A 22,969-nucleotide genomic window follows, 5' to 3' on the forward strand; every position below is an offset into this window, starting at 1 on the left:
TGCGGCTGAATTGGAGCGCAGCGGAAAACCAGTCCGACAACATGCGTTTGGTACGCCCAGCGTGGGCGTGAACTAATGGGGTGAAATTCCCCTGTAGGAAGATCACCGTTTAATGGGTCCCATTAAATGCTAACTACTAGCGGATGGCAACTGTAACGCCGGGTGATCTAACGGGTAGAGTCAATGATGCAGTTGTGTAGTGAAAGTTCACGGTCTTATCTGGGGAGGTCTGTTTAGCTTGCTGCTGTGAAGTTGTCAGCGTGGCTGCTGACTCATAAGTAGGCCCAACTCGCTAGCCCCCAAGATGGGGGTAGGAAAAAGTGGTGGGACATAGTAGCGCCTCGGTCAGTAATGGCTAAGGTGTTAATCCTGGGCACCAACGAAATAGAAAGTATAAACCGCCATCCCTATTGACAAAAGATTGAAACTCCACAAAATACTGTATGTTTATACATGCATAAGCATGCGTGCAGCCGATGACTATACCGCGAAGCACCCAGATATCTCTTGATGCAACACCGTACTATCACTGTGTCTCCCGCTGTGTACGGCGTGCATTTCTCTGTGGCAGAGATACTGAACCCGGAAAAGATTACGAGCATCGGCGCGAATGGATTGAAAGCCGTATGCATAAGTTAGCCGAGGTGTTTGCGCTAGATATTGCCGCCTATGCAGTAATGAGTAATCACTACCATATAGTGCTCTATATCGACACAAAATCGGCTAACAAGTGGTCTCTTACAGAGGTAATTACTCGCTGGCAACAGCTCTTCAAAGCCTCTAGCTTGGCCCAGCGCTATCTTCAGGGCGACACTCTCGATCACGCTGAGGAAGACAGGCTAAAAGAGGTCGTTTCCCTATGGCGGGAGCGTCTAATGGATATCAGCTGGTTTATGCGCTGTTTAAATGAATCCATCGCCCGCCAGGCCAATGCTGAAGACAGCTGTACCGGCCGTTTTTGGGAAGGCAGGTTTAAGTCTCAGGCTTTACTGGATGAAAGAGCACTCGCCGCCTGTATGGCCTATGTAGACCTTAACCCCATCCGTGCCAATATTGCCCAGACACCTGAAGAGTCTGATTACACTTCGATTCAACAGCGTATTCGTGCGGCAGTCTCAGGTAAGCAGCCCAAAAATCTACTTCCGTTTGTCGGCGGTGAGCGTTTGAATATGCCGAAAGGGCTTCCTTTCCAGCTGGATCACTATTTGGAGTTAGTGGACTGGAGCGGCCGGCATTTAGACCCAAGGAAACGGGGTTGTATTGCCGAAAACATACCTCCTATTTTGGAGCGACTCGGCATTTCACCCAAGCACTGGCTCTATCTAAGCCGGAACTTTGAAAGTCGCTTTAAAGGCTTGGTGGGATCGGTAGAGGTTGTACAAAAGGTTTGTGCTCAACTCGATAAACGCTGGGTACACGGTATAAGCGACTGTCGGCGCCTCCTCTCAGCTGCGCCCTGCTAATCTACCCCGGCCTCAAGTACTCAACAGTACGATTACCGCCCTTTTATCGAAAAACAGCGATCCCAATAGCCTGAAGGCCAATTCCAAGTATTTATTCTCCTTTACCTGTAAACCAAAGAGAAAGAGCCGCCAGAGAGGGAGCTAGCTCTATTGCCGGTACCACCCTCCAGTCTTTGGCTGTCCTAGATTATTTTGCTTTGAAGCTGTCAGCGTGGCCGCTGATTCATAAGTAGGCCCAACTCGCTAGCCACCGTCGCGGAGATAGAAAAAAGTGGTGGAACACGGCGGCGCCTCGGTCAGTAATGATCAAGGTGATTAAACAGAAGTCAGCCGGCGGCATAGTAGCCTAATGCCAAGATTAATACCTTGGACATGGTGAAGCCCTGAATTCAAATTCCACGAGTTAGAAGGCAGGGCTAGCCTGCCGATATGTTTCCAGTTGGATAAAGTTGAGGTAGCGCACTGCCATGACACTCAGTTCAAATGAAGATCTGCTCGATACGATCGTTGGATAGAGATTCATTTTGGATAGGGAACCACCCATTGCGGACCTGCACGATGGGTGGTGTGGGGGCCGATAGCTAGACAATACCTGCTACCCGATTTATGTATTAGCGCTTGCCAAGAATATCTTTCCACCGTTTTGAATTGTGCCAATTAATAATATCTAGCTCTGCATCTGCGTCTAACCAGTGTTCACCATCAACTAGAGCGTCTTCCAATAATTTGTACCTACCAGCTTCTAAGTGATTTGCAAAATCAGAATACATTTCTTCTATTGATGAAGCTGGGTTTAGCGCTATATTATAATCTTGATCATACAAAACTATTTGACCAATCTTACCTTCTGAATTTGGATCTAAGTCTATAAACAGCCCACACCCACTAGAGTCATCTCCTATTGGAATACGCATCATACTTGATACGGAAGTTACCTTTACCCCTGGATCAGCATAATTTAATGCTGGAAGATCTTTCATATCTTTAATATTTTTTAGTCTGGAGTACTCTAGTAGGACTTCTTCAATTGAATAGAACTGTAAACCATAAACAAGATTTGCAACAGCATTCCTATTTAAGCCATTGTGGATTCGATAAAGCTCTTTTAAGTCCTCAGGCAATTTTTCACCGATAGTTTCTTCCAGTTCAGTTATAGCTTCTTCACTAGCAGGAGGGTTTAGCGCATCCCGTATTTTAGGAGCATTTTCAGATAGCCAGCCATCTATTCGCTTCCACGAATTACGTAACGTTAAATCTGTCTTTTCTTTTTGCATATCTATATTATTTGTAGCGCAACCCAGCAAAACAAATACAACTGCCATTAAAAGTAATTTTTTCATTTCAAAGGCTCTACCCAAAAAACACATAACATCCGTAGCAGGCGTGCGTATTTTGTGTCGCCCGACTGCGTTTGGTACGCCCGGCATGGGTGTGGACTAATGGGGTGAAAGTCCGGCGTAGGAAGATCACCGTTTAATGGGCGCCATTAAACGCTAACTACCAGCGAATGGCAACTGCAACGCCGTGAGATCTTGTTATGAGCAAGCCGCTGGCAAAACTACGAGCTGACGCACAGAAACATCATATAAGGCTTAGCCTGGAGGCGAGATGGTCAAGGGCACAGAGGCTGATTGATCTAACGTGTAGAGTCAATGATGTAGTTGTGTAGTGAGAGTTCACGTTCTTACCCTTGGATATCTGTTTAGCTTGCTGCTGTGAAGCTGTCAGCGTGGCTGGTGACTCATAAGTAGGCCCAACCTGCTAGTCACCATTGTGGGGATAGACAAAAGTGGTTGAACACAGCAGCACCTCGGTCAGTGGTGACTAAGGTGATTAAGCAGAAGCCAGCCGACGGCATAGTAGCTTAATGCGAAGATTAAGACCTTTGACATGGTGAAGGCCTGAACCCAAAATCCACGCATTAAAAGACAAGGCTAACCTACCGATATGTTTCCAGTCGGATAAAGTTGAGGTAGCGCACTGCCATGACACTCAACTCAAATGAATAGCTACTCGAAACTATAGTGGGTTAGAGATTCATTACGAATAGGGAACCGTCCATTGCGGACCCGCACGATGAGTGTGTGGGGGCCGATAGCTAGAAACTACCGGCTACCCGATTTAGGCATTGATACTTATAAAAGCCTAAGTCGCGCTTGACCTTCCGTTGAAGAAAAACTGTATACACCTTCTGAGGAGCAATGCAATTCAACATTCGATCTGGCACAGCTACAAACGAATCTAGTTAACCAATGATTAATGGAAGCTAGGTCAATTTTTCTAGTGCCATCTAAATTTACCCCGTGGTAACTAGGGTTTAAATAATGAAAGATGTCCTCATCTGTAAATCTACTAATTTTATGCGCTTTCAGTATTTCAAAGAATGTTTCAAGAAGAACATTCCATGGGTGTAACAGAAACTCTCCCTGCATATTTATTTTCTTTATAAGATCTGGAGATATTTCATCGTCAGAAAGAACACGTTTATTCTTAGTTGCACCTTTCTTCTTATAAGTTTTCCACATCTCTCGGAAGTGCTTTTTATCTGCAGGCTTGAGCGCTTTCGTATCTCTAATTAAAACTCCAAAGTCCTGACCTGTGTACGCACACATTGAAATATCAGCACCTTGACTTATTAGAAGGTCGATCGTTTCTCGAAGTCTTTTTCTTGTATTATTATCACTGACTCCAAAGTATCGATTAAGCGCATGCATTAAAGGTGTAGCTCCACTTCGTATATCACGCTTATTAATATCTGCGCCGCGTTCCAGGAGCCAGTTAATTTGTTCTATCGCAGTATACGCCGAAGCCTGCATCAACGCAGAACGACCAGAATGACTGCCCAACCTATCTACCTCTTCGTCAAGCTCGTATAGTTTATCCATTAATTTCAAAAGCATATCCACACGTTTCGGTTGCTTAGAAGAATTAATCACAAATTGCCAGATTGGTTCGGGGGAAGAGCTTGCATATTTATCATTAGCTATAAGCAAGGATGCAAAACCATAGCGCCCAGCCTTTAACGCCAAGCCAGTATATGACGACTGATTTCTAGGGTTGAAATCAATTTCTGATGACATAAATGCACTATAGACTTCCGTTATATATTTTTGACGTTCATCTAAATTATTTGAAGCATTAAATTCATCTTCAATCAGTGAAATTGCTGCAAACCAAATTGGCCTGCCTCCAAAACCAGCAAACCCCGAAGCGTCACATATTGATGATGCACCGCTATTTGCGAATTCAATAGCAGCTTGTGAATAATCGCTCAAGACAGATATTTTTTCTTTCTTACTTTTCAATTCCGCGAGATGATTTCGTGTTACATTAAATATAGATTGGAAAGCGATTATTTCTTCTCGTTTTTCTAGGCCTGCAAAGTGCTGAACTTCATCTTCTTCCCACCATCGGCCATCCGGATCTAACCCGGCGGAAAGTAGCAAATCTCGATAAATTGATCTAAGGATTTGTTTTCTTTTTTCATTCATCCAAATAGTCTCTACATATTTTGCTTAGCAGCTATATAGTAATAATAATTCTGACCACTATTGTCATGATTATTATCTCAGAATCAATTTCTACTCCACAGCCTAAATTTCTATTTAATACTGTAGACTTAAAGTAATCTGACACGTGTGTACAAACTGGAAAAGCGATCACTTTGACTACTATCTCAATTTTAACATTAGTCCTTAACCCATTGATTTAACGACTTTTGTTAGATCTATCTTCTTGCTCCCCAATATAACGGTCAATATGATCGTAAACCCCTAAGCTAGCACTCACGAACTTTATCAGGTTGGGTCTAATTGGGGGTAAGGTATCAAGTGTACCTCTGAATAACTCCGTAATATCTCTGCGGATCTTGAAGGCTACAGATATTAGGTGCAGTTCACCGCGAATGGCCGTAGTCCTTTGCAAGTGTTGCAACGCAGCAGCTGTGGTCCGCCTTCGGGGCTTCCATAACGATTCATGCCCCGTGTTGCGACTGCTTGTACGGTCTAGCTAGACATTCCTGCGAAGCTGCGTTCTGATTGTGACCGCTCTGTAAGTAGAAGCATCACTGGGTTGTTCAAAGGCTCCTAAACCCCGCAGTAATATCCTAAAAGTCTGCAAACTACTTTGGTTTATCGATAGATCTTTTCTGTAGATATGTGGAAGACATTTCAGCGGTATTGATGATCTATTGTTTTCTGAATTCCAGTGTGGGAGCCGTTGGGGGGATTAATTTTCACAGCCAATTTTATGCACAGCCGAAATTTCCAAAGCGTGAGCAATAAAAAATATAGGCACAGAAATAATCTTATTGGATTTTATTCAGTTTGTTTTAGTGTCAAAGCTGCGTAAAATCGGTGGATATTTATCGGTATTTGGGTCGTCATTGAGCAGCCTTCTAAAGGCCGATGACCAAAGAGATTCGAGAGAATCAAGAGTTTTCTAAAAACCATTCCCTCAAAGGAGAACGGTAGCGTGACGTAAAAGTAAGTAAAAGGCGCTGACCCAAGGTGCGCTAACACCTGGGGCCAGCTAACCAAGTTGATACTCTAACTATCAAAATGGCTATATGGATCATACGCTAGAAACCCGCTCGTCTTCAATAAAGTGGAGTCCATTCAGCAGTTTGGGGCATGTCCCCTGGCTCTGGGAGCGTTGCGTCTGCCTTTTCTACCTCTATGCCTACCGTTCTCGCGCTCCACCTAATACTTCCTTAAAAGTTACTTTCAAATCCTTCCATTAAGGGAGGTCTACGCATGGTTTGAGTATTCATAGGAAGCAATTATGTTGATCTTAAAGCGCCGGACGGGTGAAAATTTACGGATTGGAGCGAGCGTCTCAATTACGGTATTGGAAGTTAAGGGTAATCAGGTAAAGATAGGCATACGTGCCCCCAAATCTCTACCTGTTCACCGTGAGGAAATCTATAGACGTGTCCAAAAGGAGAGGGTGTTGGAGGGGGGCGTTGGTTGAGATTATGGAGCGCCGCGAAGCAGCGGCGCGCGTAGTGCGCGATTGTGCCAGAGCTTGTTATGGCTCCTCACTACTTTAAACCTTGCCAGTCCATATTCTCCGTTTCAAACACCTCGCCTGTGAGTACCTCGTTAAAGTTTTCTTTTAGCTCTTTTGCTATTGCGCTTAAAGTAATGCTGACTCTGCCATTAGTATCTTCATCTAACTCGGAGATTTTTTGTGATGGCACTGACATTTGATTAGTGGATGTATAGTCGAAATCATTCTGGCTGAAATTTAGATCTGATATATGACATTTTAATACTTCTCTTGCGCCTACTCCTTTAGGGATATATCCAATTTCAACTGATCTAGCAACGGAGGTGTTTTTAAATGTTCCTTTTAACCATTTTGGTATTGCCTGGGTTGAAATGTCTTCTACTCCAAAATATTCGTAACCAAGATCCTTCAATAACGGACAAAGGATCTCTTCTATCTTCTTAGAAAGCTCAATCTGATCCATAACTTCACTTACCATAGCGTAAAAGTTTGCAGAAGCCAGCGGCGAAGCCACGCTTTTGGCTTTTCGGCCCCGAAGGGCTGAACAACACTGTATTGTTATGTTGTGGATTCACTGCGAAACCTACGGATGATTTCAACGCCCGCCCTATATCTATTTTTCCGCTCAATTTCTTCCATTGATCCAGAGCTAATTCCACCACCGATTACAGTGTAATTATTCCATTCATCATTAGTGACCGGGCTAGTTGTAATGAATGAATGGAACTCATCGATATATTTCGATGGTATAGCGTTGAGCACAGTTTGCAAGTTGCTTTCGTCTATTTCCCTGCATATGGCACTAAAGGAAATCCAGTCCGGGATATTATAGTCATCTATTCCTTCTGCTAGCTTTTTGATAATTGTTTCTAGACTTTTTTCCATTCAGGGCCTCATTGCTGGGAAAACATAACATTTATAAAGTAATCATTCTGACCACTATTATCATGATTACCACCCTGGAATCAATCTAACGAAGAAGTGCGTAAGAACCTTGAGGGATCAATAAATCACATACAAGCCGGAACTCTTGTCCCAAGCTCAAAAATAATTACTTTGGCCACTACCCCCAATGAATAGACTTTCTGTAACTCACTGTTATTTTTTATAAATATCCTGATTTCTTATCAGGTACTTAGGAGGATAGAAAAATGGAGCGGTGCTTAAACTATTTTAGCGCGCTTTAGGTCGAATACCACTTCGGTAAAGCTGATTTTGGAGCTGACAAACCCATAAGCGATACAGGTACATTGCGCATATACTCGGGTTCTGTAGTTGTTGGAAAATCGAAAGGCAAGGGCAAGAGGGGGTAGTTTGATTTATATCAAAAAAAGAAAAGGGGGCAGAGCCCCCTTTTTTAAATCAGATCCGCTCTTTAATGGAGCAGATTATCAGAACCGTTAGAGATTGCTGATTTCCTCAAGCTGCTGCTGCAGACGCTCGTGAGCACCTTTCATTTCCGCGAGCTTGTCCTTTTCCTTGGCGACAACGGCTTCGGGGGCTTTGTCTACAAACTTAGGATTGTTGAGTTTGCCTTCAACTCGTGCGAGTTCTTTGGAAAGTTTATCAATCTCTTTTTGTAGACGGGCGCTTTCGGCTTTAACGTCGATCAGGCCGGCCATGGGTACCAGCAATTCCATATCGCCTACCAGGGCAGTGGCGGAGGCGGGGGCCGCTTCTCCACTTTCCAGCCAGGTGATTTCTTCGAGGCTCGCCAGTTTGATCAGCAGGCTGCGGGCTTGCTCCAGAAGTTCTTTGTCTCGGTTGGAACCGCCGCGCAGGATCAGTGGGATTTTCTTCGCTGGGGAAATATTCATTTCACCGCGAATATTACGCACGCCTTCAATAACCTGCTTCAACCAGGCAACGGCCGCTTCCGCTTCCTCGTTGATCTTGCTGTTATCGGCTTCCGGGTACTGCTGCAGCATAATGGTGTCACCGTTGGAACCGGCGAGGGTTTTTACACGCTGCCAGATTTCTTCGGTGATAAACGGCATCAGCGGGTGGGCCAGACGCAAAATGGTTTCCAGTACGCGGATCAGGGTGCGGCGGGTGCCTTTCTTCACTGCGTCGGAGGCGTTGTCATCCCACAGTACCGGCTTGGACAGCTCTAGGTACCAGCTGCAGTACTCGCTCCAGATAAAGTCGTATAGGGCCTGGGAGGCGAGGTCGAAGCGGTAGGTATCCATCGCTTCGCGTACGGTAATCTCGGTGCGCTGCAGTTGGGAAATAATCCAGCGGTCGGCGATGGTCAGTTCAAAATCCGTGCTGCCGTCCTGTCCACAATCGTGCTCTTCGCAGTTTTGCAGTACGTAGCGGGAGGCATTCCAGATCTTGTTACAGAAATTGCGGAAGCCTTCGATACGGCCCACATCAAACTTGATGTCGCGGCCGGTGGATGCCAGTGAGTAGTAGGTGTAGCGCAGGGCATCGGTACCAAAAGCAGAGAAACCTTCGGGGAAGTCTTTGCGAGTTTGCTTTTCGATCTTTTCGCGCAGGTGCGGTTGCATCAGACCAGAGGTGCGCTTCTCTACCAGGGTCTCCAGGTCGATACCGTCGATCAAGTCGATAGGATCGATCACGTTGCCCTTGGATTTGGACATCTTCTGGCCGTGGTTGTCGCGCACCAGGCCGTGTACGTACACGGTGTTAAACGGTACTTCTTTCTTGAAGTAGAGGGTCAGCATCATCATGCGCGCGACCCAGAAGAAAATAATATCAAAGCCGGTGACCAGTACGGAGCTGGGGTGGAAGGCTTTCAGTTCTTCGGTATCTTCTGGCCAGCCCAGGGTGCCGAAGGTCCACAGGCCGGAGGAGAACCAGGTGTCGAGTACGTCGTCGTCCTGGCGCAGGCTGATGTCGGCGCCCAGGTTGTGCTTCTCGCGCACTTCTTCTTCGCTGCGGCCAACGTAGACTTTGCCGTCGTTGTCGTACCAGGCGGGGATGCGGTGGCCCCACCACAGCTGGCGGGAGATACACCAGTCCTGGATATCGCGCATCCAGGAGAAATACATGTTTTCGTAGTTTTTCGGTACGAACTCAACGCGGCCATCTTCAACAGCGGCGATGGCTTCATCGGCCAGGGGCTGGGTTTTTACGTACCACTGATCGGTGAGCCAGGGTTCGATTACGGCACCGGAGCGGTCTCCGTGAGGGACCTTGAGGGTGTGGGGCTCTACTTTTTCCAGCAGGCCGAGGGCGTCCAGGTCATCGACAATCTGGGTGCGCGCGGCAAAGCGCTCCATGCCGCGGTATTTTTCCGGCACTGCGTCGTTCAGGTGGGCGTCGGCATCGAGGATGTTGATCATCTCGAGGTTGTGACGCTGGCCCATCTCGTAGTCGTTGAAGTCGTGGGCCGGGGTGATTTTTACACAGCCGGTGCCGAATTCACGATCGACGTATTCGTCGGCAATAATCGGAATTTCGCGATCCGCCAGGGGCAACTTTATGGTCTTGCCAATCAGGTGCTGGTAGCGCTCGTCTTCCGGGTGTACGGCTACGGCGGTATCGCCGAGCATGGTTTCCGGGCGGGTAGTGGCGACCACCAAGTGGCCAGAGCCGTCGGAGAGCGGGTAGCGGAAGTGCCACAGGTGGCCCTGCTTCTCTTCGTTTAAAACTTCGAGGTCTGAGATTGCAGTGTGGAATTTCGGGTCCCAGTTCACCAGGCGCTTGCCGCGATAAATCAGGCCGTCTTCATACAGTTTGATAAAAACTTCCTGCACCGCTTTGTAGAAGCCGTCGTCCATGGTGAAGCGTTCGCGGGACCAGTCGGGGCTGGCACCCAGGCGGCGCAGCTGGCGGGTAATGGTGCCGCCGGACTCTTCCTTCCACTCCCAGACTTTCTCAATAAACTTGTCGCGGCCCAGGTCGTGGCGGGATACGCCTTCGGCGCCCAGCAGGCGCTCTACCACCATCTGGGTGGCGATACCGGCATGGTCGGTGCCCACTTGCCACAGGGTGTTGTCTCCCTGCATGCGGTGGTAGCGAATCAGGGCGTCCATAATGGACTCCTGGAAACCGTGGCCCATATGCAGGCTGCCGGTGACGTTCGGCGGCGGGATCATAATGCTGTAGGGCTTGGCCTCAGTATCCCCGGAAGGCTTGAAGTAGCCGTTCTCCTCCCAGGTTTTGTACCACTGCTGTTCGATGGCGTTGGGCTGGTATGTTTTGTCCATGCGGGCGGGAAACCTTGTGTTTAACTGACTGCGTGCACAGCGTTTTGGCTCAGGATAGTCTGGTGCTTGCTCGGGCTGCGCGGAAAAGGCGGCAATTATACCGCCGGGGTCTGGTGGGAAAAAGGCGGTATTTGAGCTTAGGGAGTTATTCAGAGGCTCCCTTAGGCCGTCTCTTAATCCCAAACGCCGAGCTCGTCGACCACGTGTTCTATTTGGGCGCGCAGGCGGCGCTCCAGTTTGGGCAGCTGCTGGGCGACGAGTTGCTCGATCAATTCCTGGCGCTGGCGCTCTTTGGCGGAGGGCTCAGGGTCTGCGGCCGGATCTTCTTCGGCGGCTTGGGCCTCAGTGCTTGGAAGTTCAACTTCTTTTTTGGCTTCAGGGGCTGGGGCCACTGTTGTTGAAGCTTCTGTTTCCGGGGGCACTGGGGCTTCGGTTACTTGGGTATTTTCTTCAACTGGCAGGGGCCGTCCACCGGTGAGGCGGGAGCGAATGTGATTTGGCAGGAACGGGTTTTCCGCTCGGGGCTCCGGCTGCGGTTCGGGCTGTCTCTCCGGTTGGGCTTCTGGGAAATCTTCAGCTTTGGTTTCCCGGGAATTCTGCTCTAACGGTGTTTCAACCGGTTTATCTTCAACGGGCTCTTCTTCGATTTGCCCGGTTTCTGCGGAAGCCTGTGGTTCCTCATCCTCTACAGCCAGCTCTTGAAGCGGGCGCAAAAGAGCCAGGTCAGACTCTGCCAGCGACAGGGATTGCTGGGCCAGCATCTCTTCTTCAACCGGTGAAAATAAAATCGGCAAGTCGATATCTTCCAGTGAGGTGTCGATATCTTCGAACTCACTGGTAGCCGGTGTTCCACTGGGTTTCGGTATGTCGGCAATAGTGGGAAGTGTGGGGGGCTCAGGGGTTACAGGATTACCCTGCTTGGCCACCTGGCTGAGCACAGGGATTTCTTCATTGTTCTCGTCGGTGACAAGCAAGTTGTGCAGTGAATTAAGTTCATCCAGAAATTCACTGGGCTGCTTGCGCTGCTGTCCGCGGTGCTTGTGTTTGTTTTTTTTGCCGGACATGACTCTCGGACGTAGTTAGAGGCTCTAATTGATCTTATGGGATTGTAACGGATATCCGCGATCGCGGAAGTGACCAAATCGCAATCGGGACCGTTTTAATGGTTCCGGTTGTTGGATAACAACTTCTGCCAAGCGTTCAAAGCGGCTAAACCACTTGGGTACTTTGGAGCAGAGGTTGATCAGTAAGCCGTGGTGATCTGCGGGGTCTTCGCCACTGTTAATTTCTATTTGCGCCTGTTGGTTTTCAGTTTGCGGGGCGTGGGGCAGAAAACTGTCCTCGCGAAATGTCCACAGCAGTTGATCCATCTGCTCCGCCCGTTGCGAGTCGTCCACCGCGATTAATACCCGCATACCCGCGCGGAAGGCTTTCTCAGCCAGGCGGCAGGCAAAAACATCGGCGTGTTCCGGTTGGTCGGAAGAGAGAATATAGAAATCAATGCGAGTCATTACAGATACTGGTCAAATAATCCCGGCCATATTGATACGCTGCCAAAAACAAAAGCGGCCCATTAATCAATGGACCGCCCGGCGCGCCGGGCACCGATGGTGCCGGCGGCTATTGTGCGCTTTGGCTACTTATTTGCCCAGTAGATATTCAACCAGTAGGGGAACCGGACGGCCGGTTGCACCTTTCTGTGCGCCGGACTTCCAAGCACTACCGGCAATATCCATATGTGCCCACTTGTAGTCTTTGGCAAAACGCGCCAGGAAGCAGGCAGCGGTTACTGAACCGGCTTCGCGCCCACCGATATTTTGGATATCGGCAAAATTGGAATCCAGGGAGGACTGGTACTCGTCCCACAGCGGCATTTGCCATGCGCGGTCGCCAGTAGTTTCGCCGGCCTGGAGAAGGCTCTTGGCCAGTTCTTCGTTATTGGCGTAGAGACCGGTGGCGTGATGGCCCAGGGCGATAACACAGGCACCGGTGAGGGTGGCGATATCAATCACTGCGCTGGGCTTGAACTTGGCTGCGTAGGTGATCGTATCGCAAAGAACCAGGCGGCCTTCGGCATCGGTGTTGAGGATTTCGATGGTTTTGCCGGACATGGAAGTCACAACATCACCGGGCTTGCTGGCGCGGCCGCTGGGCATATTTTCAGCAGCGGCAACTAGGCCTACTACGTTGATAGAAGGCTGCAGTTCAACCAGGGCGTTCATCACGCCGAAGACACTGGCAGCACCGCCCATGTCGTATTTCATTTCGTCCATAGCCTGGCCCGGCTTGATGCTGATGCCGCCGCTATCGAAGGTGATGCCTTTACCGACCAATACCACAGGTTTTTCGCTGGCCTTGCCACCTTTGTAGTTCATGGCAATCAGCGCGGGGGGCTCGTCGCTGCCTTTGGAGACGCTGAGGAAAGCACCCATGCCCAGGGCTTTCATTTTCTTTTCGTCCAGCACGCTGGTGGTGAGCTTTGCATGTTTTTTGGCCAGCGCCTTCGCCTGGGCAACCAGGTAGTTGGGGGTACAGATATTGCCTGGAAGGTCCCCCAAATCACGGGCGACATTGCTGCCCAGTGCTTGAGCGGCACCCACTTCCATGCCGCCTTGAATAGCTTTCAGCTGCTTTTTCTCCGGGGCGTGGATGGTGAATTTCGCCAGGGGCAGGGGCTTTGCATCGGTGCGGGACAGGGTGTAGCGATAGCTTGCCAGACCGGCGGCCATGGCGATTTGCTGTGCTTTCCAGCGGTTATCCGCACCTTCAACCTCTACTTCGCAGAGGTAGCTCGCGGCTTCTTTAAAGTTCTTTACTCCATTGGCACTGCTGGCTGCCAGCTTGCGGAATTCCGCCTGGCTGATGGTGCCTTTACCGGTGCGTACGACCAGAACGCGCTCGCTGGGAACGTCGATAAGATTGATCAGCTGGGTGCTGCCGGATTTGGCCCCCAAGTCCCCGCGCTTGAGGATTTTTGCAATCATTCCCCCGGTCAGTTTATCCAGGCTTTTTCCACTTTCGCTGAGGTTATTTTTGGCATCTGCTGAAATAATAGAGCAGGCGCTGCGTTGTTTACTGATATCTGCAACCTTGGCGGAGAACTGCATTTTTCGCTTTCCTTAAAATCTGACAATAGATTGCATGTCTCTAGGCCGAGACATAGCAAGAATTTTTAGTGATAATGCGTCGCACAAGTTTAACCCGCCTGCCTGTGGATTGCTGTACCTAGAGGGAAACTTGCTCGTTTTTGATTCAGACACCATCACACCGCTGTCACCAAGGAATTTGTTCGCCCTGTGATTATTTTTCGCTATCTCTGCCGCGAGCTGCTGTTTGCCACGCTAGCGGTTAGCGCAATTTTGCTGTTAATTGTGATGAGCGGCCGATTCGTGAAATACCTGGCGGAAGCTGCCGCCGGTGATATTTCGGCGAATATCCTGTTCTCCCTGATGGGGTTCCGTTTACCGGGATTCCTGGAACTGGTATTACCGCTGGGCCTGTTTGTGGGGATTCTCCTCTCCTATGGCCGCCTCTATATAGAAAGTGAAATGACGGTTCTGCACGCCTGTGGCTTTAGCGATTGGCGTTTGCTGGGCTATACCATGATTCCAGCACTGATGCTGGCGCTGGTGGTGGCGTCCATGAGCCTGTATTTCTCTCCGGCAGGTATGGAGCGTTCCACCAGCCTGTTAAATGCAGAAAAGGCGCGCAACGAATTTGATCACCTGGTACCAAAAAGATTTGTGTCCTCCCAGGGCGGCCGCGCGGTTTATTACGCCGATGCGCTGAGTGAAGACAAGTCCACCATGTTGGGGGTGTTCCTGGCTGAGTTGGGTGGTGCGGAAGAGGAAACTGAGGCAGACCAGCAGATTGTCATCCGCGCTCGTGAAGGTGTACAGGAGATAGATCCTGAGACAGGCCTGCGCTATTTGGTACTGCGCGACGGTTTTCGCTATGAGGGTGTTCCCGGTGAGCGGGAATATCGCCAGATGAAATTTGACAGTTACTCGGTGATTCTAGAGGTGCCTCGCGAGCGCAGCCGCTTGCAGGACCAGATGGAATCGGCTTCAACCCTGGATCTCCTTAAAGGCGATGATCCACAACAGAGGGCCTACCTCTACTGGCGCTTCAGCCTTCCGATATTGGTATTGGTGGTTGCAGTACTCGCAGTGCCATTATCCCGTACCAACCCTCGCCAGGGGCGTTTTGCGAGGATGATCCCGGCCATTCTGCTGTATATCACCTACCTGGTAATCCTGCAGGGTGTCAGGGGGGCGATTGAGGACGGCAAGATTTCCAATCCGGCAATGATCTGGCTGGTTCACCCGCCATTCTTACTGCTCGGCTTGCTGTTGTTAGCGGGAAGAAATTGGCGCAAGGCGCCGCCCAAGCGTTTGCCCGAGGGTGTGAAGGAGTCGCCAGGTGAGTAAGCTCGATTTATATATCGCCCGCACCGTTATTGTTGCTGTGGGTGGCGCGCTGATGATTATTCTTGGCCTCACTGTGGTCTTTGCATTAGTGGACCAGTTGGGGGAGCTGAAGAAGGATTACGGCTTTATCGATGCCCTGAAGTATGTGGGTTGGACATTGCCAGCGCGTATTTATGAACAGCTGGGCTTTTCCGCCCTGGTTGGATGTCTGGTGGGATTGGGTTCATTGGCAGGTACCAGTGAGCTGACCGTTATGCGGTCTGCCGGCGTCTCAATCGGCCGGATTACCTGGGCAGTGATGAAGCCCATTATGCTGCTGATTTTACTGGGCTTGGGCCTGGCGGAATTTGTTATTCCCAAGACCAATGTGATTGCCGAGAGTGACAAAGCCCGGGCATTGGGTGAGCTGGAGGCGAGCGGTCTGGAAAGTGGCCTGTGGCTGAAAGACAGCGGCGAGTTTGTTCATTTCAATGCGGCGCTGCCGGATGGCGAATTGTACGGTGTTACCCGCTATCACTTCGGTGCCGATCGAGAACTGGAGCAGGTGGAGTTTGCTGAGCGCGGCCATTTTGACGGCAAGCGCTGGGAACTGGAGAATAGCCGCACGACTATCTTCACCGGTGAGCATACCGAGAGTGAGGCGTTACCTACGACCGAATGGAAGGCGGAGATTTCGCCAGAGTTATTCGCCCTGGTGGTGCCTTTACCAGCGGATTTGTCACCCCGCAGCTTGTGGGCTTACGGCAAATTCCTCGATCGCAAGGGTGAGGATTCCAGTCGCTACTGGTTGCAGTTCTGGAAAAAGGTATTGCAGCCTCTCACTATCGCCAGTCTGGTGATGGTGGCGATTTCCTTTATTTTTGGCCCTCTGCGGGAAGTAACCACCGGGTTGCGTGTGTTTACCGGATTGGTGGTTGGCCTGGTGTTCCAATTTGTCCAGGATATGCTGGGGCCATCTTCCCTGGTATTTGGTTTCCCGCCTTTCCTCGCGGTGCTGCTACCGATATTGCTGTGCTTTGGCGCGGGATGGTATCTACTGCAGCGGGCCCGTTAGGGCCCCTGGCCTTCTACTTTTTAGACTTCTTGGGAAGTACGCGCACCTCGGATTCGGAGATAAGGTCATGCCACGTGGCCTTGTCGGATCTGGCCCAGGCAGAGAAGTAACCGAGTCCCAAACAAGCAATAGATAACGGCGCTACGATGGCGCGAAGGATGCACTGGCGCCAAGTGAGCTGGGCTCCGTTTGGGCTCGCCAGCAACAGACGCCAGGCGCGCATCCCCACAGTTTGACCCGCAGCCCTCCAGGACCAGAAGTAATACCCTACGATAACCGCTAGAGCGCCCAGCTGAAAGAATGGCCCGCTGACACAGGGGTTGTAGTCATTTGCCTCGGGCTGGCAGTTGAGGCCCACCACGGTAGAGGCAACCATCAGCGCGATAAAGCCGTAAACCACCAGTAGGCCCATCAGTATCAGCAGGTCGTAGAGCAGTGCGGCCAGGCGTGGACCCACCCCGGCAACAGGGAGTTCAGGAAAGGATTTGGGGGTGTTCGAGCTACTCACGGTTATCTCCGCCGGTTTTAAGTGGCGGAGATTCTAACAAACCTGTAAACGGGGAAGGAGAGGTAGCGCGCCTGAGTTCAGGGGCTCCCTAAAACTCCAGCTCAAAAGAGAACTTGAATTTGTCGTCGGACAGAGAGATGCCGTAGTCCACCGAGCTGCCAATCTTGCCCTCGTTGTTGGTGTACCTGAGCAACCCTGTACGTGCGGCGCGGGAGTTCTGTGTCTTGTACGTTTCTAGACCCATTCGCAGGATTTTGGATAATGCCTTGCCACCTTTCAGGGGCTTAAACTTATCTGGATTGGTGTGCATCTGCAGCCACTGGTAATTCAGGCGTCGCTGTACGTTGCTCATACTATTGGTGCGCAAGTACTCGGCGGCCTGGACCAGTGCTTCGTTATCCATAGCAAATGCACTGTCGGAGAAAAACAGACTGCCGGATTCCATATTCAGGGTTTCATGGGAATCCGGGATAAATAACTCATCGGCAGAACAGACGCAGCACGCGGGCAGAAGAAATAGGCCAACGGTTTTTGGCACTAGTTGATTGGCGCTGAATCGGAAACTGCAGAGTAGCATTCTGTTTACCCCTGGGTGTCAACTTCTCATTTCGATGGCCGCAAGCGGTCGTTGAATTTATTATGGGTCACCCTTAACAAAGCATTTTTTCGAATTAATTAGGCGGCTGATGCAACTCCACTTACTGGACAGTCCGAAAAAGTCATCTCTTTCCTTGGAGGCCGCATGAAATGGATACTTTTTCATTTTTGTCTAAGTGGTCGCGAGCGTGAGCAGGAGCCCGCCAATGTTTTTTTATTATTGTTTTGGTATTTCTGTGCCAATGCTGATGAAAAAATTGTCTTGAATAGCTCCTCTTTCCACCGGATCGGGGCTTAGGTGCCAGGAAAGAGTTCCAAAATGCGCTACCGCAAAATTCTCCCACAAATAATCAGTGAGGATGGGGTTGGTTGGCTATCGGCTCTGGGTTCGTGAATCGCTTCTATGGCAAAGCTGTTGTCACGAAATAGCTGGACCCAACTTTCCAGGGTGCGGAAATACCAGGGAGCGGCCTCTTCAAAATCTCCCTCAATACCTTCCCAAGATCCCGGGCGCCATCCATCTCGATAGGGCTCATTACCGCAGGCTTGATGGGGGTGAAGAGTTTGGATGACAAAATACCCACCGGGCAGTATTAACTCGCGTGCATGGCTGAATAGTTGCTCGACAGATTCCTTTCCGATGAGGGAGAAGTTGCACACGATAAGTTCAAACTGCTGTTCCAGTTTTTCGGCGCAAATTTCTTCGTACTGCAATCGCCGGTAGGATTCATTGGCGCCTGCTCGAGCGCTGGCAATATCCACTAAATCTTTAACGCCATCGACACCACAGACTCGAATACCTTGCTCCGCCAGTTTTCTACTGAGCCAGCCTTCACCGCAACCGATATCTAAAATGCTCGCAGGTTGGTACGCCATGATTGTGCTGACAATGGCAGCATCAGTAACTAGTCGGCGGCTGGGAATGGCGGCATTGTCTACTACTTTAGTCCACTCATGAGCATTCTTATGCCAGCAGGTGAGTACCTGATCATCACTGAATTCGGAATTGGGCATGCTTGGGTGACCTCCAGCCTGTCATTATTCACAGCTTGAGTGTACCGTCAGTGGACCATCCAGCTACAAAGGTGCTGAGGTCCCATGTCCACTCAAATGATTTTTGATTATGTGATCGTAGGTGCCGGCTCCGCCGGTTGTGTTTTAGCAAATCGGCTCAGTGCCGAAGAGCAGAATCGAGTTTGTCTTCTGGAGGCGGGTCCTAAAGACCGGAGCCCCTTGATCTCCATTCCTGTGGGTATTGGCGAGTTGCTACCGGGAACTCGCTATAACCTACACCACCATACCACGCCACAAAAGCACCTGAATGACAGGAAACTGTTTTGGCCGAGGGGCAGGACCCTCGGGGGTAGTAGCTCTATAAATGCCATGGTTTATATCCGTGGCAATAGCGATGACTACGATGCCTGGGAAGCAGAGGGTAATCCCGGTTGGGGTTGGAAGGGCCTGTTGCCTTACTTCTTAATGTCGGAAGGCAATGAACGGGGTACTGATGCGCACCACAGTGGCTACGGCCCTCTGTCGGTCTCGGATTTAAAGTGGAAAACCCGATCGGGGCATGCTTTTTTACGCGCAGCTGAGTCCCTGGGACACCGGCCGAATAATGATTTTAATGGCAGCCAGCAAAATGGCGTGGGTTTTTACCAAGTAACCCAACGGCGCGGACGCCGCTGCTCTGCGGCTACAGCTTATCTGCACCCAGTTTCCAGCCGCTCTAACCTACATGTTCGTACCAACAGCCAGGTGGCGAGGATTATTCTCAGGGGAGAGAAAGCGACCGGCGTCGAATTGCTTGATGGCACTAAAATCCTGGCGAACAAGGAAGTGATTTTAAGTGCCGGTGCTATCCAGTCGCCACAGCTATTAATGCTGTCTGGTATTGGGGATCAGGACCAACTCCGTAAATCTGGAGTGACTTCGCAAGCGCACCTTCCCGGTGTTGGAAAAAACCTACAGGACCACCTGGATATCATACAAGTAGTGGAAGCCTCTGAAGCGGTTAGCTTTTCCGAGGCACTGTGGCCGAAGCTTCTCACCGCAATGCGCCTGCCAGAACTGATCTTTTTAAATAAAGGGCCCCTAACCAGCAATGTGGCCGAGGCGGGGGGCTTTGCCAGTTCCAGCTTGGCGGGGGGTAACCCGGATATCCAGTTCCACATGACGGCAGTTCCGACTTTCCAACATGGGTTTAATAAGCGCACCTGCTACGGTTACTCCCTTCACGCCTGTGCCCTGAGGCCTAAGAGTCGCGGTGAGATCACTCTGGACTCAACCGATCCACGCAAACTGCCCAGAATTGAACCCAATTACCTGAGTGAGCCCGAGGATCTGCAGGTAATGGTGGAAGCATTTGAAATGGCACAGGATATCCTCGCCCAGGAGGAACTGAGTCGCTACAAGAAAAAGTCTTTGCGTCCAGAGCAGAAGTTGAGTGATAGAGAGTCAATCATCCACTATATTCGCCAGCATGCAGAATCCATCTACCATCCGATAGGTACCTGTCGCATGGGGAGTGATGAATTGGCTGTAGTGGACAGCGAGCTAAAAGTACACGGTGTGGATGGACTGAGGGTTGTGGACGCCTCCATAATGCCCACCCTGATCAGTGGCAATACCAATGCGCCTGTGATCGCTATTGCGGAGAAGGCGGCAGATTTGATTATGCAGCGGTCTTCGCGCTCGTTTGTAAAAGAGAATAGACACACTCAGGAAGTTGAATGATTTGGCAATGCCCGCTTTGTGCTGCCCCCTTAACTTTAGGAAAAGATACTTGGCACTGTACCAATCGACATAGTTTTGATCGCGCGCGTGAGGGCTACGTCAATTTGTTGCCCGTTTATCGCAAGCGCCGCAAAGATCCCGGTGACTCTTCGGAGATGCTTCACGCGCGGCGGCGCTTTCTTCACGCCGGTTACTATCGGCCTCTGGTTGATAGTATCTCGGCACTCTTGCCTTACAAGCCCGGCCGCCGTTTACTGGATATCGGTTGTGGTGAGGGGTATTACCTGCGGGAGCTTGAGTCCGCTGGCTGGCATGGCCACGGCCTTTCCGGTATCGACATTTCAAAATCCGGCGTGCGTATGGCGGCCAAGCGCGACAGTGGCGCTCAGTTTGTGGTTGCCAGCAATGTGAATTTGCCGGTGGTCTCGGAGTCGGTGGATAATCTGCTGAAGATCTTTGCTCCAGCCCCCGATCATGAAATGGAGCGGGTAATCAAAACCGGTGGCCATTTGGTAGATGTATCCCCTGGCCCCGATCACTTGTGGTCACTAAAGAAGTACCTCTATAAAGAGCCGCGTAAACATCCCGCACCAAAAGTGATAGAGAAGTTGACCCCGGAAGTCGATATGCGCTGCTGTTTTCCTTTTGTATTGAAGGGCAAGCAGGCCATTTCCGATTTTCTCGCTATGACGCCTTTTGCCTGGAAGGGCAACCGTGAAGAACGGCAGAAACTCGAAGAGCGCGACAGCCTGGAGCTGGAGGCGGACTTTGTTATTCGTCGTTTTATTAAACATAAATAACAGGCACTTGATAGAAGGTAGAGGTAATAGAGCAGCTTTATGGCGACTCCCAGAGACTTTGGATTTATGCGGCGAGCCCTGGAGCTTGCACAACTCGCTGCTGAGCGTGGTGAAGTACCGGTGGGTGCAGTTTTGGTCCAGGATGGAAAAATTATAGGGGAGGGCAGTAATCGCCCGATTGGGAATTGTGACCCCAGTGCCCATGCGGAAATCGTAGCCCTGCGGCAAGCGGCAGATAAACAACAAAACTACCGCCTGCCAAACACCACTTTATATGTGACGATTGAGCCCTGTACTATGTGCTTTGGCGCAATGGTACATGCGCGGGTAGGGCGGTTGGTATACGGCGCTACCGAACCCCGGGCCGGTGTTGTTGAGAGCCAGCTGGAATTGGCACAGGCCAACTTTTTCAATCACAAGATTACGGTGGAGTCGGGAGTCATGGCGGAAGAGGCAAGCAATTTAGTGCGCGAGTTCTTTCATGATCGACGCTGATCTGGCATTTGCTTTCGTGGTGAATTCAATAGTTGTCGCCACCGTCGTCCTGATTCACCACGAAGTATTGAGTGCCCTTGCCAGGATTGGCCGCTGGATTCCGATCAAGCATAACCTGGCGATTGTCCTGGGGGTGTTTGGCGCTTTGATCGCCCACGTGGCTGAAATATGGCTGTTTGCTTACTGCTACTACTTTATGGTGAATTCGCCTTATTTTGGTACTTTGGTGGGCAACTTTAATGGCAGCCTGTTGGACTGCGCCTATTTCTCATTCACCACTTATACCTCACTGGGTTTCGGTGATATCGAGCCCCTGGGGCATCTGCGTTTTACTGCTGGCCTTGAAGCCCTTACGGGACTGGTGATGATTACCTGGACCGCTTCTTTTATGTTTTTAAAAATGCAGCGTTATTGGGAGAATTGATCATAGGGTTCTTAAGATTTAATTCGCGCCGTACGCCCTGTGCGCTGTGTGGGTTTTTCTGCTGGATAGAACTCTTTTGAGTGGAGCCTTAAATAAAAGTGCCTGCCCACACTGCGCCAAAGTTTTCCGAAAGGGTGCAGCCAATAGAGCCACCGGGCGACTTTCGTGCGGTGGATATTGGATTTAACAATATTGGAGATGTGTTCGTTTTCCCACAGAAGGTGGGGCTCAACGCCATACAGTTTTAGGTCAAATTGCCAGAAGTGATCGAATACCTTGTCGATGGGTTCGAAAATACGGCTGGCATATTTTAAGACTTTCTCCATACCGCGCCGGTTAATCAGATATCCCTGTGCCCCACACCACCCCCGCTCTGGCCGCACTAACTGATGAACACCGTCATTCAAGGTTTGCGCGACTTTTCGCTTGCGGACTTTAAGTCCCATCAGTCGAACCATCTCGATATTTTCAGGGAGTTGCTCTAACTCCGCTAAGACACGGCCAAATGAGGGTTCTAGCTGTACATCATCTTCCAGAATACAGACCCGGTCCAAGCCGGAGCGGTATGCCCGGCGAATTGCTCTCAAGTGGGCGAGATAGCATCCAATTTCGGAGCTTTTGAGTTCGCACAAGTGGCGCCACCGGGTGACGTTACTCGCGATATGCTCATTGTCTTCCAGTTCCGGAATGCCTGAGCGCCCATCAATCCCCCCAATCGTGTTGATATGCAGTCGCTGCATTTTCCCGGCGCTGAGTAATAGATCAACGTCATGACTGTTTGGTTGCAGAGTGATAATCCAACAGGGAGTATTGGCGATATAGGGTCGCTGACGGCGGCCGCGCGGGGTAATTGGGCGTCTGGAGCTTAAAGGGAGGCGGCGACGTTGTCTTGTTGGTGGGGAAAGCGGGTTCCGCTTGGGCTTGTGGCTGGTCGCAGCCAGCAGGCCAGGTAAGAATTCCTGAGCTACCACAGTTGCTAGAATGACAGGGCTTTTCCACCAAGAAGCGCTGAAGAAGAGCCGGGCATCACAGGAGCCTCCTGGACGCTTGGAGGTCAGGACTGAAACACCTTTAGTTATACCGTCTGCAGACGGTATAGAAGCGTCATGGGCCATTAACTCCCCTGATCTTATGGTCCTAAATTAAGTTGCTACGATTGAAGGTTAAGGTTTGACCTGCCAGTCCGAAAAGGATGAGGGAACTTACTACTGTTGTGGAAGGAAAGAATACACCGCACTCGAGACACGCTGTGAATACATCCCTGTAAGCTCCTAATC

General features: G+C 50.3%; 21 protein-coding genes. 9 read left to right on the plus strand and 12 right to left on the minus strand.

Annotation, left to right across the window (positions count from 1 at the left end; all coding sequences use genetic code 11):
- The first annotated feature begins 476 nt into the window (after positions 1-476).
- Positions 477-1,463 carry a transposase gene (locus tag ACJJI1_RS12935; protein WP_444956905.1) on the plus strand — a complete coding sequence of 329 codons (987 nt, stop codon included), beginning with the start codon at positions 477-479 and terminating at the stop codon, positions 1,461-1,463.
- A 611-nt stretch (positions 1,464-2,074) separates the two neighbouring features.
- Here the strand turns inward: ACJJI1_RS12935 and ACJJI1_RS12940 are convergent.
- Positions 2,075-2,803, minus strand: coding sequence for an SMI1/KNR4 family protein (locus tag ACJJI1_RS12940; protein ID WP_444926894.1), 729 nt, complete (start codon positions 2,801-2,803; stop codon positions 2,075-2,077).
- Between the two features lie 795 nt (positions 2,804-3,598).
- Positions 3,599-4,954, minus strand: coding sequence for an ankyrin repeat domain-containing protein (locus ACJJI1_RS12945; RefSeq protein WP_444926895.1), 1,356 nt, complete (start codon positions 4,952-4,954; stop codon positions 3,599-3,601).
- A 1,291-nt stretch (positions 4,955-6,245) separates the two neighbouring features.
- On the opposite strand from ACJJI1_RS12945, the gene csrA reads away from it, so the two are divergent.
- Positions 6,246-6,434, plus strand: coding sequence for a carbon storage regulator CsrA (csrA, locus tag ACJJI1_RS12950; RefSeq protein ID WP_444956906.1), 189 nt, complete (start codon positions 6,246-6,248; stop codon positions 6,432-6,434).
- A 70-nt stretch (positions 6,435-6,504) separates the two neighbouring features.
- Here the strand turns inward: csrA and ACJJI1_RS12955 are convergent, their stop codons facing one another.
- The 6 genes from ACJJI1_RS12955 to ACJJI1_RS12980 form a co-directional block, all read right to left on the minus strand.
- On the minus strand, positions 6,505-6,936 hold the full coding sequence (locus ACJJI1_RS12955; RefSeq protein WP_444956907.1) for a hypothetical protein: 432 nt from the start codon (positions 6,934-6,936) through the stop codon (positions 6,505-6,507).
- A 95-nt stretch (positions 6,937-7,031) separates the two neighbouring features.
- Positions 7,032-7,358: a hypothetical protein gene (locus ACJJI1_RS12960; RefSeq protein ID WP_444894987.1), complete on the minus strand. Its 327-nt coding sequence runs from the start codon at positions 7,356-7,358 to the stop codon at positions 7,032-7,034.
- A gap of 515 nt (positions 7,359-7,873) precedes the next feature.
- Entirely contained in the window at positions 7,874-10,648 is a 2,775-nt protein-coding gene (locus tag ACJJI1_RS12965) for a valine--tRNA ligase (protein WP_444956908.1), read from the minus strand.
- A 173-nt stretch (positions 10,649-10,821) separates the two neighbouring features.
- Positions 10,822-11,712: a hypothetical protein gene (locus ACJJI1_RS12970; RefSeq protein WP_444956909.1), complete on the minus strand. Its 891-nt coding sequence runs from the start codon at positions 11,710-11,712 to the stop codon at positions 10,822-10,824.
- Between the two features lie 24 nt (positions 11,713-11,736).
- Complete coding sequence (locus ACJJI1_RS12975) at positions 11,737-12,159, minus strand: DNA polymerase III subunit chi (protein WP_108732077.1); 423 nt, start codon at positions 12,157-12,159, stop codon at positions 11,737-11,739.
- A 129-nt stretch (positions 12,160-12,288) separates the two neighbouring features.
- Complete coding sequence (locus ACJJI1_RS12980) at positions 12,289-13,755, minus strand: leucyl aminopeptidase (protein ID WP_444894984.1); 1,467 nt, start codon at positions 13,753-13,755, stop codon at positions 12,289-12,291.
- A 189-nt stretch (positions 13,756-13,944) separates the two neighbouring features.
- Here ACJJI1_RS12980 and lptF point away from each other — a divergent pair, with 189 nt between their 5' ends.
- Both lptF and lptG read left to right on the plus strand, forming a co-directional pair.
- Positions 13,945-15,078, plus strand: coding sequence for an LPS export ABC transporter permease LptF (gene lptF / locus ACJJI1_RS12985; protein WP_444956910.1), 1,134 nt, complete (start codon positions 13,945-13,947; stop codon positions 15,076-15,078).
- On the plus strand, positions 15,071-16,132 hold the full coding sequence (gene lptG, locus ACJJI1_RS12990) for an LPS export ABC transporter permease LptG (RefSeq protein WP_444939819.1): 1,062 nt from the start codon (positions 15,071-15,073) through the stop codon (positions 16,130-16,132). Before lptF ends, lptG begins: the two co-directional genes overlap by 8 nt.
- A 13-nt stretch (positions 16,133-16,145) precedes the next feature.
- On the opposite strand, the gene ACJJI1_RS12995 is transcribed toward lptG, so the two are convergent.
- Both ACJJI1_RS12995 and ACJJI1_RS13000 read right to left on the minus strand, forming a co-directional pair.
- A complete protein-coding gene (locus ACJJI1_RS12995) occupies positions 16,146-16,640 on the minus strand; it encodes an RDD family protein (RefSeq protein ID WP_444906181.1) in 495 nt (164 codons plus the stop codon).
- A gap of 88 nt (positions 16,641-16,728) precedes the next feature.
- The gene (locus ACJJI1_RS13000; protein ID WP_413664649.1) at positions 16,729-17,217 is read right to left on the minus strand and encodes a hypothetical protein; all 489 of its coding nucleotides are present in this window, start codon (positions 17,215-17,217) and stop codon (positions 16,729-16,731) included.
- Positions 17,218-17,382: 165 nt separating this feature from the next.
- On the opposite strand from ACJJI1_RS13000, the gene ACJJI1_RS13005 reads away from it, so the two are divergent.
- On the plus strand, positions 17,383-17,535 hold the full coding sequence (locus ACJJI1_RS13005) for a hypothetical protein (protein ID WP_413664650.1): 153 nt from the start codon (positions 17,383-17,385) through the stop codon (positions 17,533-17,535).
- A gap of 26 nt (positions 17,536-17,561) precedes the next feature.
- Here ACJJI1_RS13005 and ACJJI1_RS13010 read toward each other — a convergent pair whose 3' ends face one another.
- Positions 17,562-18,251 carry a class I SAM-dependent methyltransferase gene (locus ACJJI1_RS13010; protein WP_444906180.1) on the minus strand — a complete coding sequence of 230 codons (690 nt, stop codon included), beginning with the start codon at positions 18,249-18,251 and terminating at the stop codon, positions 17,562-17,564.
- Positions 18,252-18,335: 84 nt separating this feature from the next.
- Between ACJJI1_RS13010 and ACJJI1_RS13015 the strand changes: the two genes are divergently transcribed.
- The 4 genes from ACJJI1_RS13015 to ACJJI1_RS13030 are packed head-to-tail and all read left to right on the plus strand — an operon-like array spanning position 18,336 to position 21,692.
- A complete protein-coding gene (locus tag ACJJI1_RS13015) occupies positions 18,336-19,973 on the plus strand; it encodes a GMC family oxidoreductase (protein WP_282933980.1) in 1,638 nt (545 codons plus the stop codon).
- Positions 19,970-20,773: a putative RNA methyltransferase gene (locus tag ACJJI1_RS13020; RefSeq protein ID WP_444906179.1), complete on the plus strand. Its 804-nt coding sequence runs from the start codon at positions 19,970-19,972 to the stop codon at positions 20,771-20,773. The genes ACJJI1_RS13015 and ACJJI1_RS13020 overlap by 4 nt, the downstream gene beginning before the upstream one ends.
- 39 nt (positions 20,774-20,812) lie before the next feature.
- The gene (tadA, locus tag ACJJI1_RS13025; protein WP_413664653.1) at positions 20,813-21,268 is read left to right on the plus strand and encodes a tRNA adenosine(34) deaminase TadA; all 456 of its coding nucleotides are present in this window, start codon (positions 20,813-20,815) and stop codon (positions 21,266-21,268) included.
- Positions 21,255-21,692, plus strand: coding sequence for an ion channel (locus ACJJI1_RS13030; protein ID WP_192879377.1), 438 nt, complete (start codon positions 21,255-21,257; stop codon positions 21,690-21,692). Before tadA ends, ACJJI1_RS13030 begins: the two co-directional genes overlap by 14 nt.
- Before the next feature lie 11 nt (positions 21,693-21,703).
- Here ACJJI1_RS13030 and ACJJI1_RS13035 read toward each other — a convergent pair whose 3' ends face one another.
- Positions 21,704-22,807, minus strand: a complete 1,104-nt coding sequence (locus ACJJI1_RS13035) for a glycosyltransferase family 25 protein (RefSeq protein WP_444956911.1) — start codon at positions 22,805-22,807, stop codon at positions 21,704-21,706.
- Between the last annotated feature and the right edge of the window lie 162 nt (positions 22,808-22,969).

The organism is Microbulbifer maximicatervae (SeqCode) (assembly GCF_052467065.1).

Bases quoted from the DNA above. Each gene is read 5' to 3' on its own strand.
- ACJJI1_RS12935 (WP_444956905.1), top strand. From the start codon at position 477: ATGACTATACCGCGAAGCACCCAGATATCTCTTGATGCAACACCGTAC.
- ACJJI1_RS12940 (WP_444926894.1), bottom strand. From the start codon at position 2,803: ATGAAAAAATTACTTTTAATGGCAGTTGTATTTGTTTTGCTGGGTTGC.
- ACJJI1_RS12945 (WP_444926895.1), bottom strand. From the start codon at position 4,954: ATGAATGAAAAAAGAAAACAAATCCTTAGATCAATTTATCGAGATTTG.
- csrA (WP_444956906.1), top strand. From the start codon at position 6,246: ATGTTGATCTTAAAGCGCCGGACGGGTGAAAATTTACGGATTGGAGCG.
- ACJJI1_RS12955 (WP_444956907.1), bottom strand. From the start codon at position 6,936: ATGGATCAGATTGAGCTTTCTAAGAAGATAGAAGAGATCCTTTGTCCG.
- ACJJI1_RS12960 (WP_444894987.1), bottom strand. From the start codon at position 7,358: ATGGAAAAAAGTCTAGAAACAATTATCAAAAAGCTAGCAGAAGGAATA.
- ACJJI1_RS12965 (WP_444956908.1), bottom strand. From the start codon at position 10,648: ATGGACAAAACATACCAGCCCAACGCCATCGAACAGCAGTGGTACAAA.
- ACJJI1_RS12970 (WP_444956909.1), bottom strand. From the start codon at position 11,712: ATGTCCGGCAAAAAAAACAAACACAAGCACCGCGGACAGCAGCGCAAG.
- ACJJI1_RS12975 (WP_108732077.1), bottom strand. From the start codon at position 12,159: ATGACTCGCATTGATTTCTATATTCTCTCTTCCGACCAACCGGAACAC.
- ACJJI1_RS12980 (WP_444894984.1), bottom strand. From the start codon at position 13,755: ATGCAGTTCTCCGCCAAGGTTGCAGATATCAGTAAACAACGCAGCGCC.
- ACJJI1_RS13000 (WP_413664649.1), bottom strand. From the start codon at position 17,217: ATGCTACTCTGCAGTTTCCGATTCAGCGCCAATCAACTAGTGCCAAAA.
- ACJJI1_RS13005 (WP_413664650.1), top strand. From the start codon at position 17,383: ATGAAATGGATACTTTTTCATTTTTGTCTAAGTGGTCGCGAGCGTGAG.
- ACJJI1_RS13010 (WP_444906180.1), bottom strand. From the start codon at position 18,251: ATGCCCAATTCCGAATTCAGTGATGATCAGGTACTCACCTGCTGGCAT.
- ACJJI1_RS13015 (WP_282933980.1), top strand. From the start codon at position 18,336: ATGTCCACTCAAATGATTTTTGATTATGTGATCGTAGGTGCCGGCTCC.
- ACJJI1_RS13020 (WP_444906179.1), top strand. From the start codon at position 19,970: ATGATTTGGCAATGCCCGCTTTGTGCTGCCCCCTTAACTTTAGGAAAA.
- tadA (WP_413664653.1), top strand. From the start codon at position 20,813: ATGGCGACTCCCAGAGACTTTGGATTTATGCGGCGAGCCCTGGAGCTT.
- ACJJI1_RS13030 (WP_192879377.1), top strand. From the start codon at position 21,255: ATGATCGACGCTGATCTGGCATTTGCTTTCGTGGTGAATTCAATAGTT.
- ACJJI1_RS13035 (WP_444956911.1), bottom strand. From the start codon at position 22,807: ATGGCCCATGACGCTTCTATACCGTCTGCAGACGGTATAACTAAAGGT.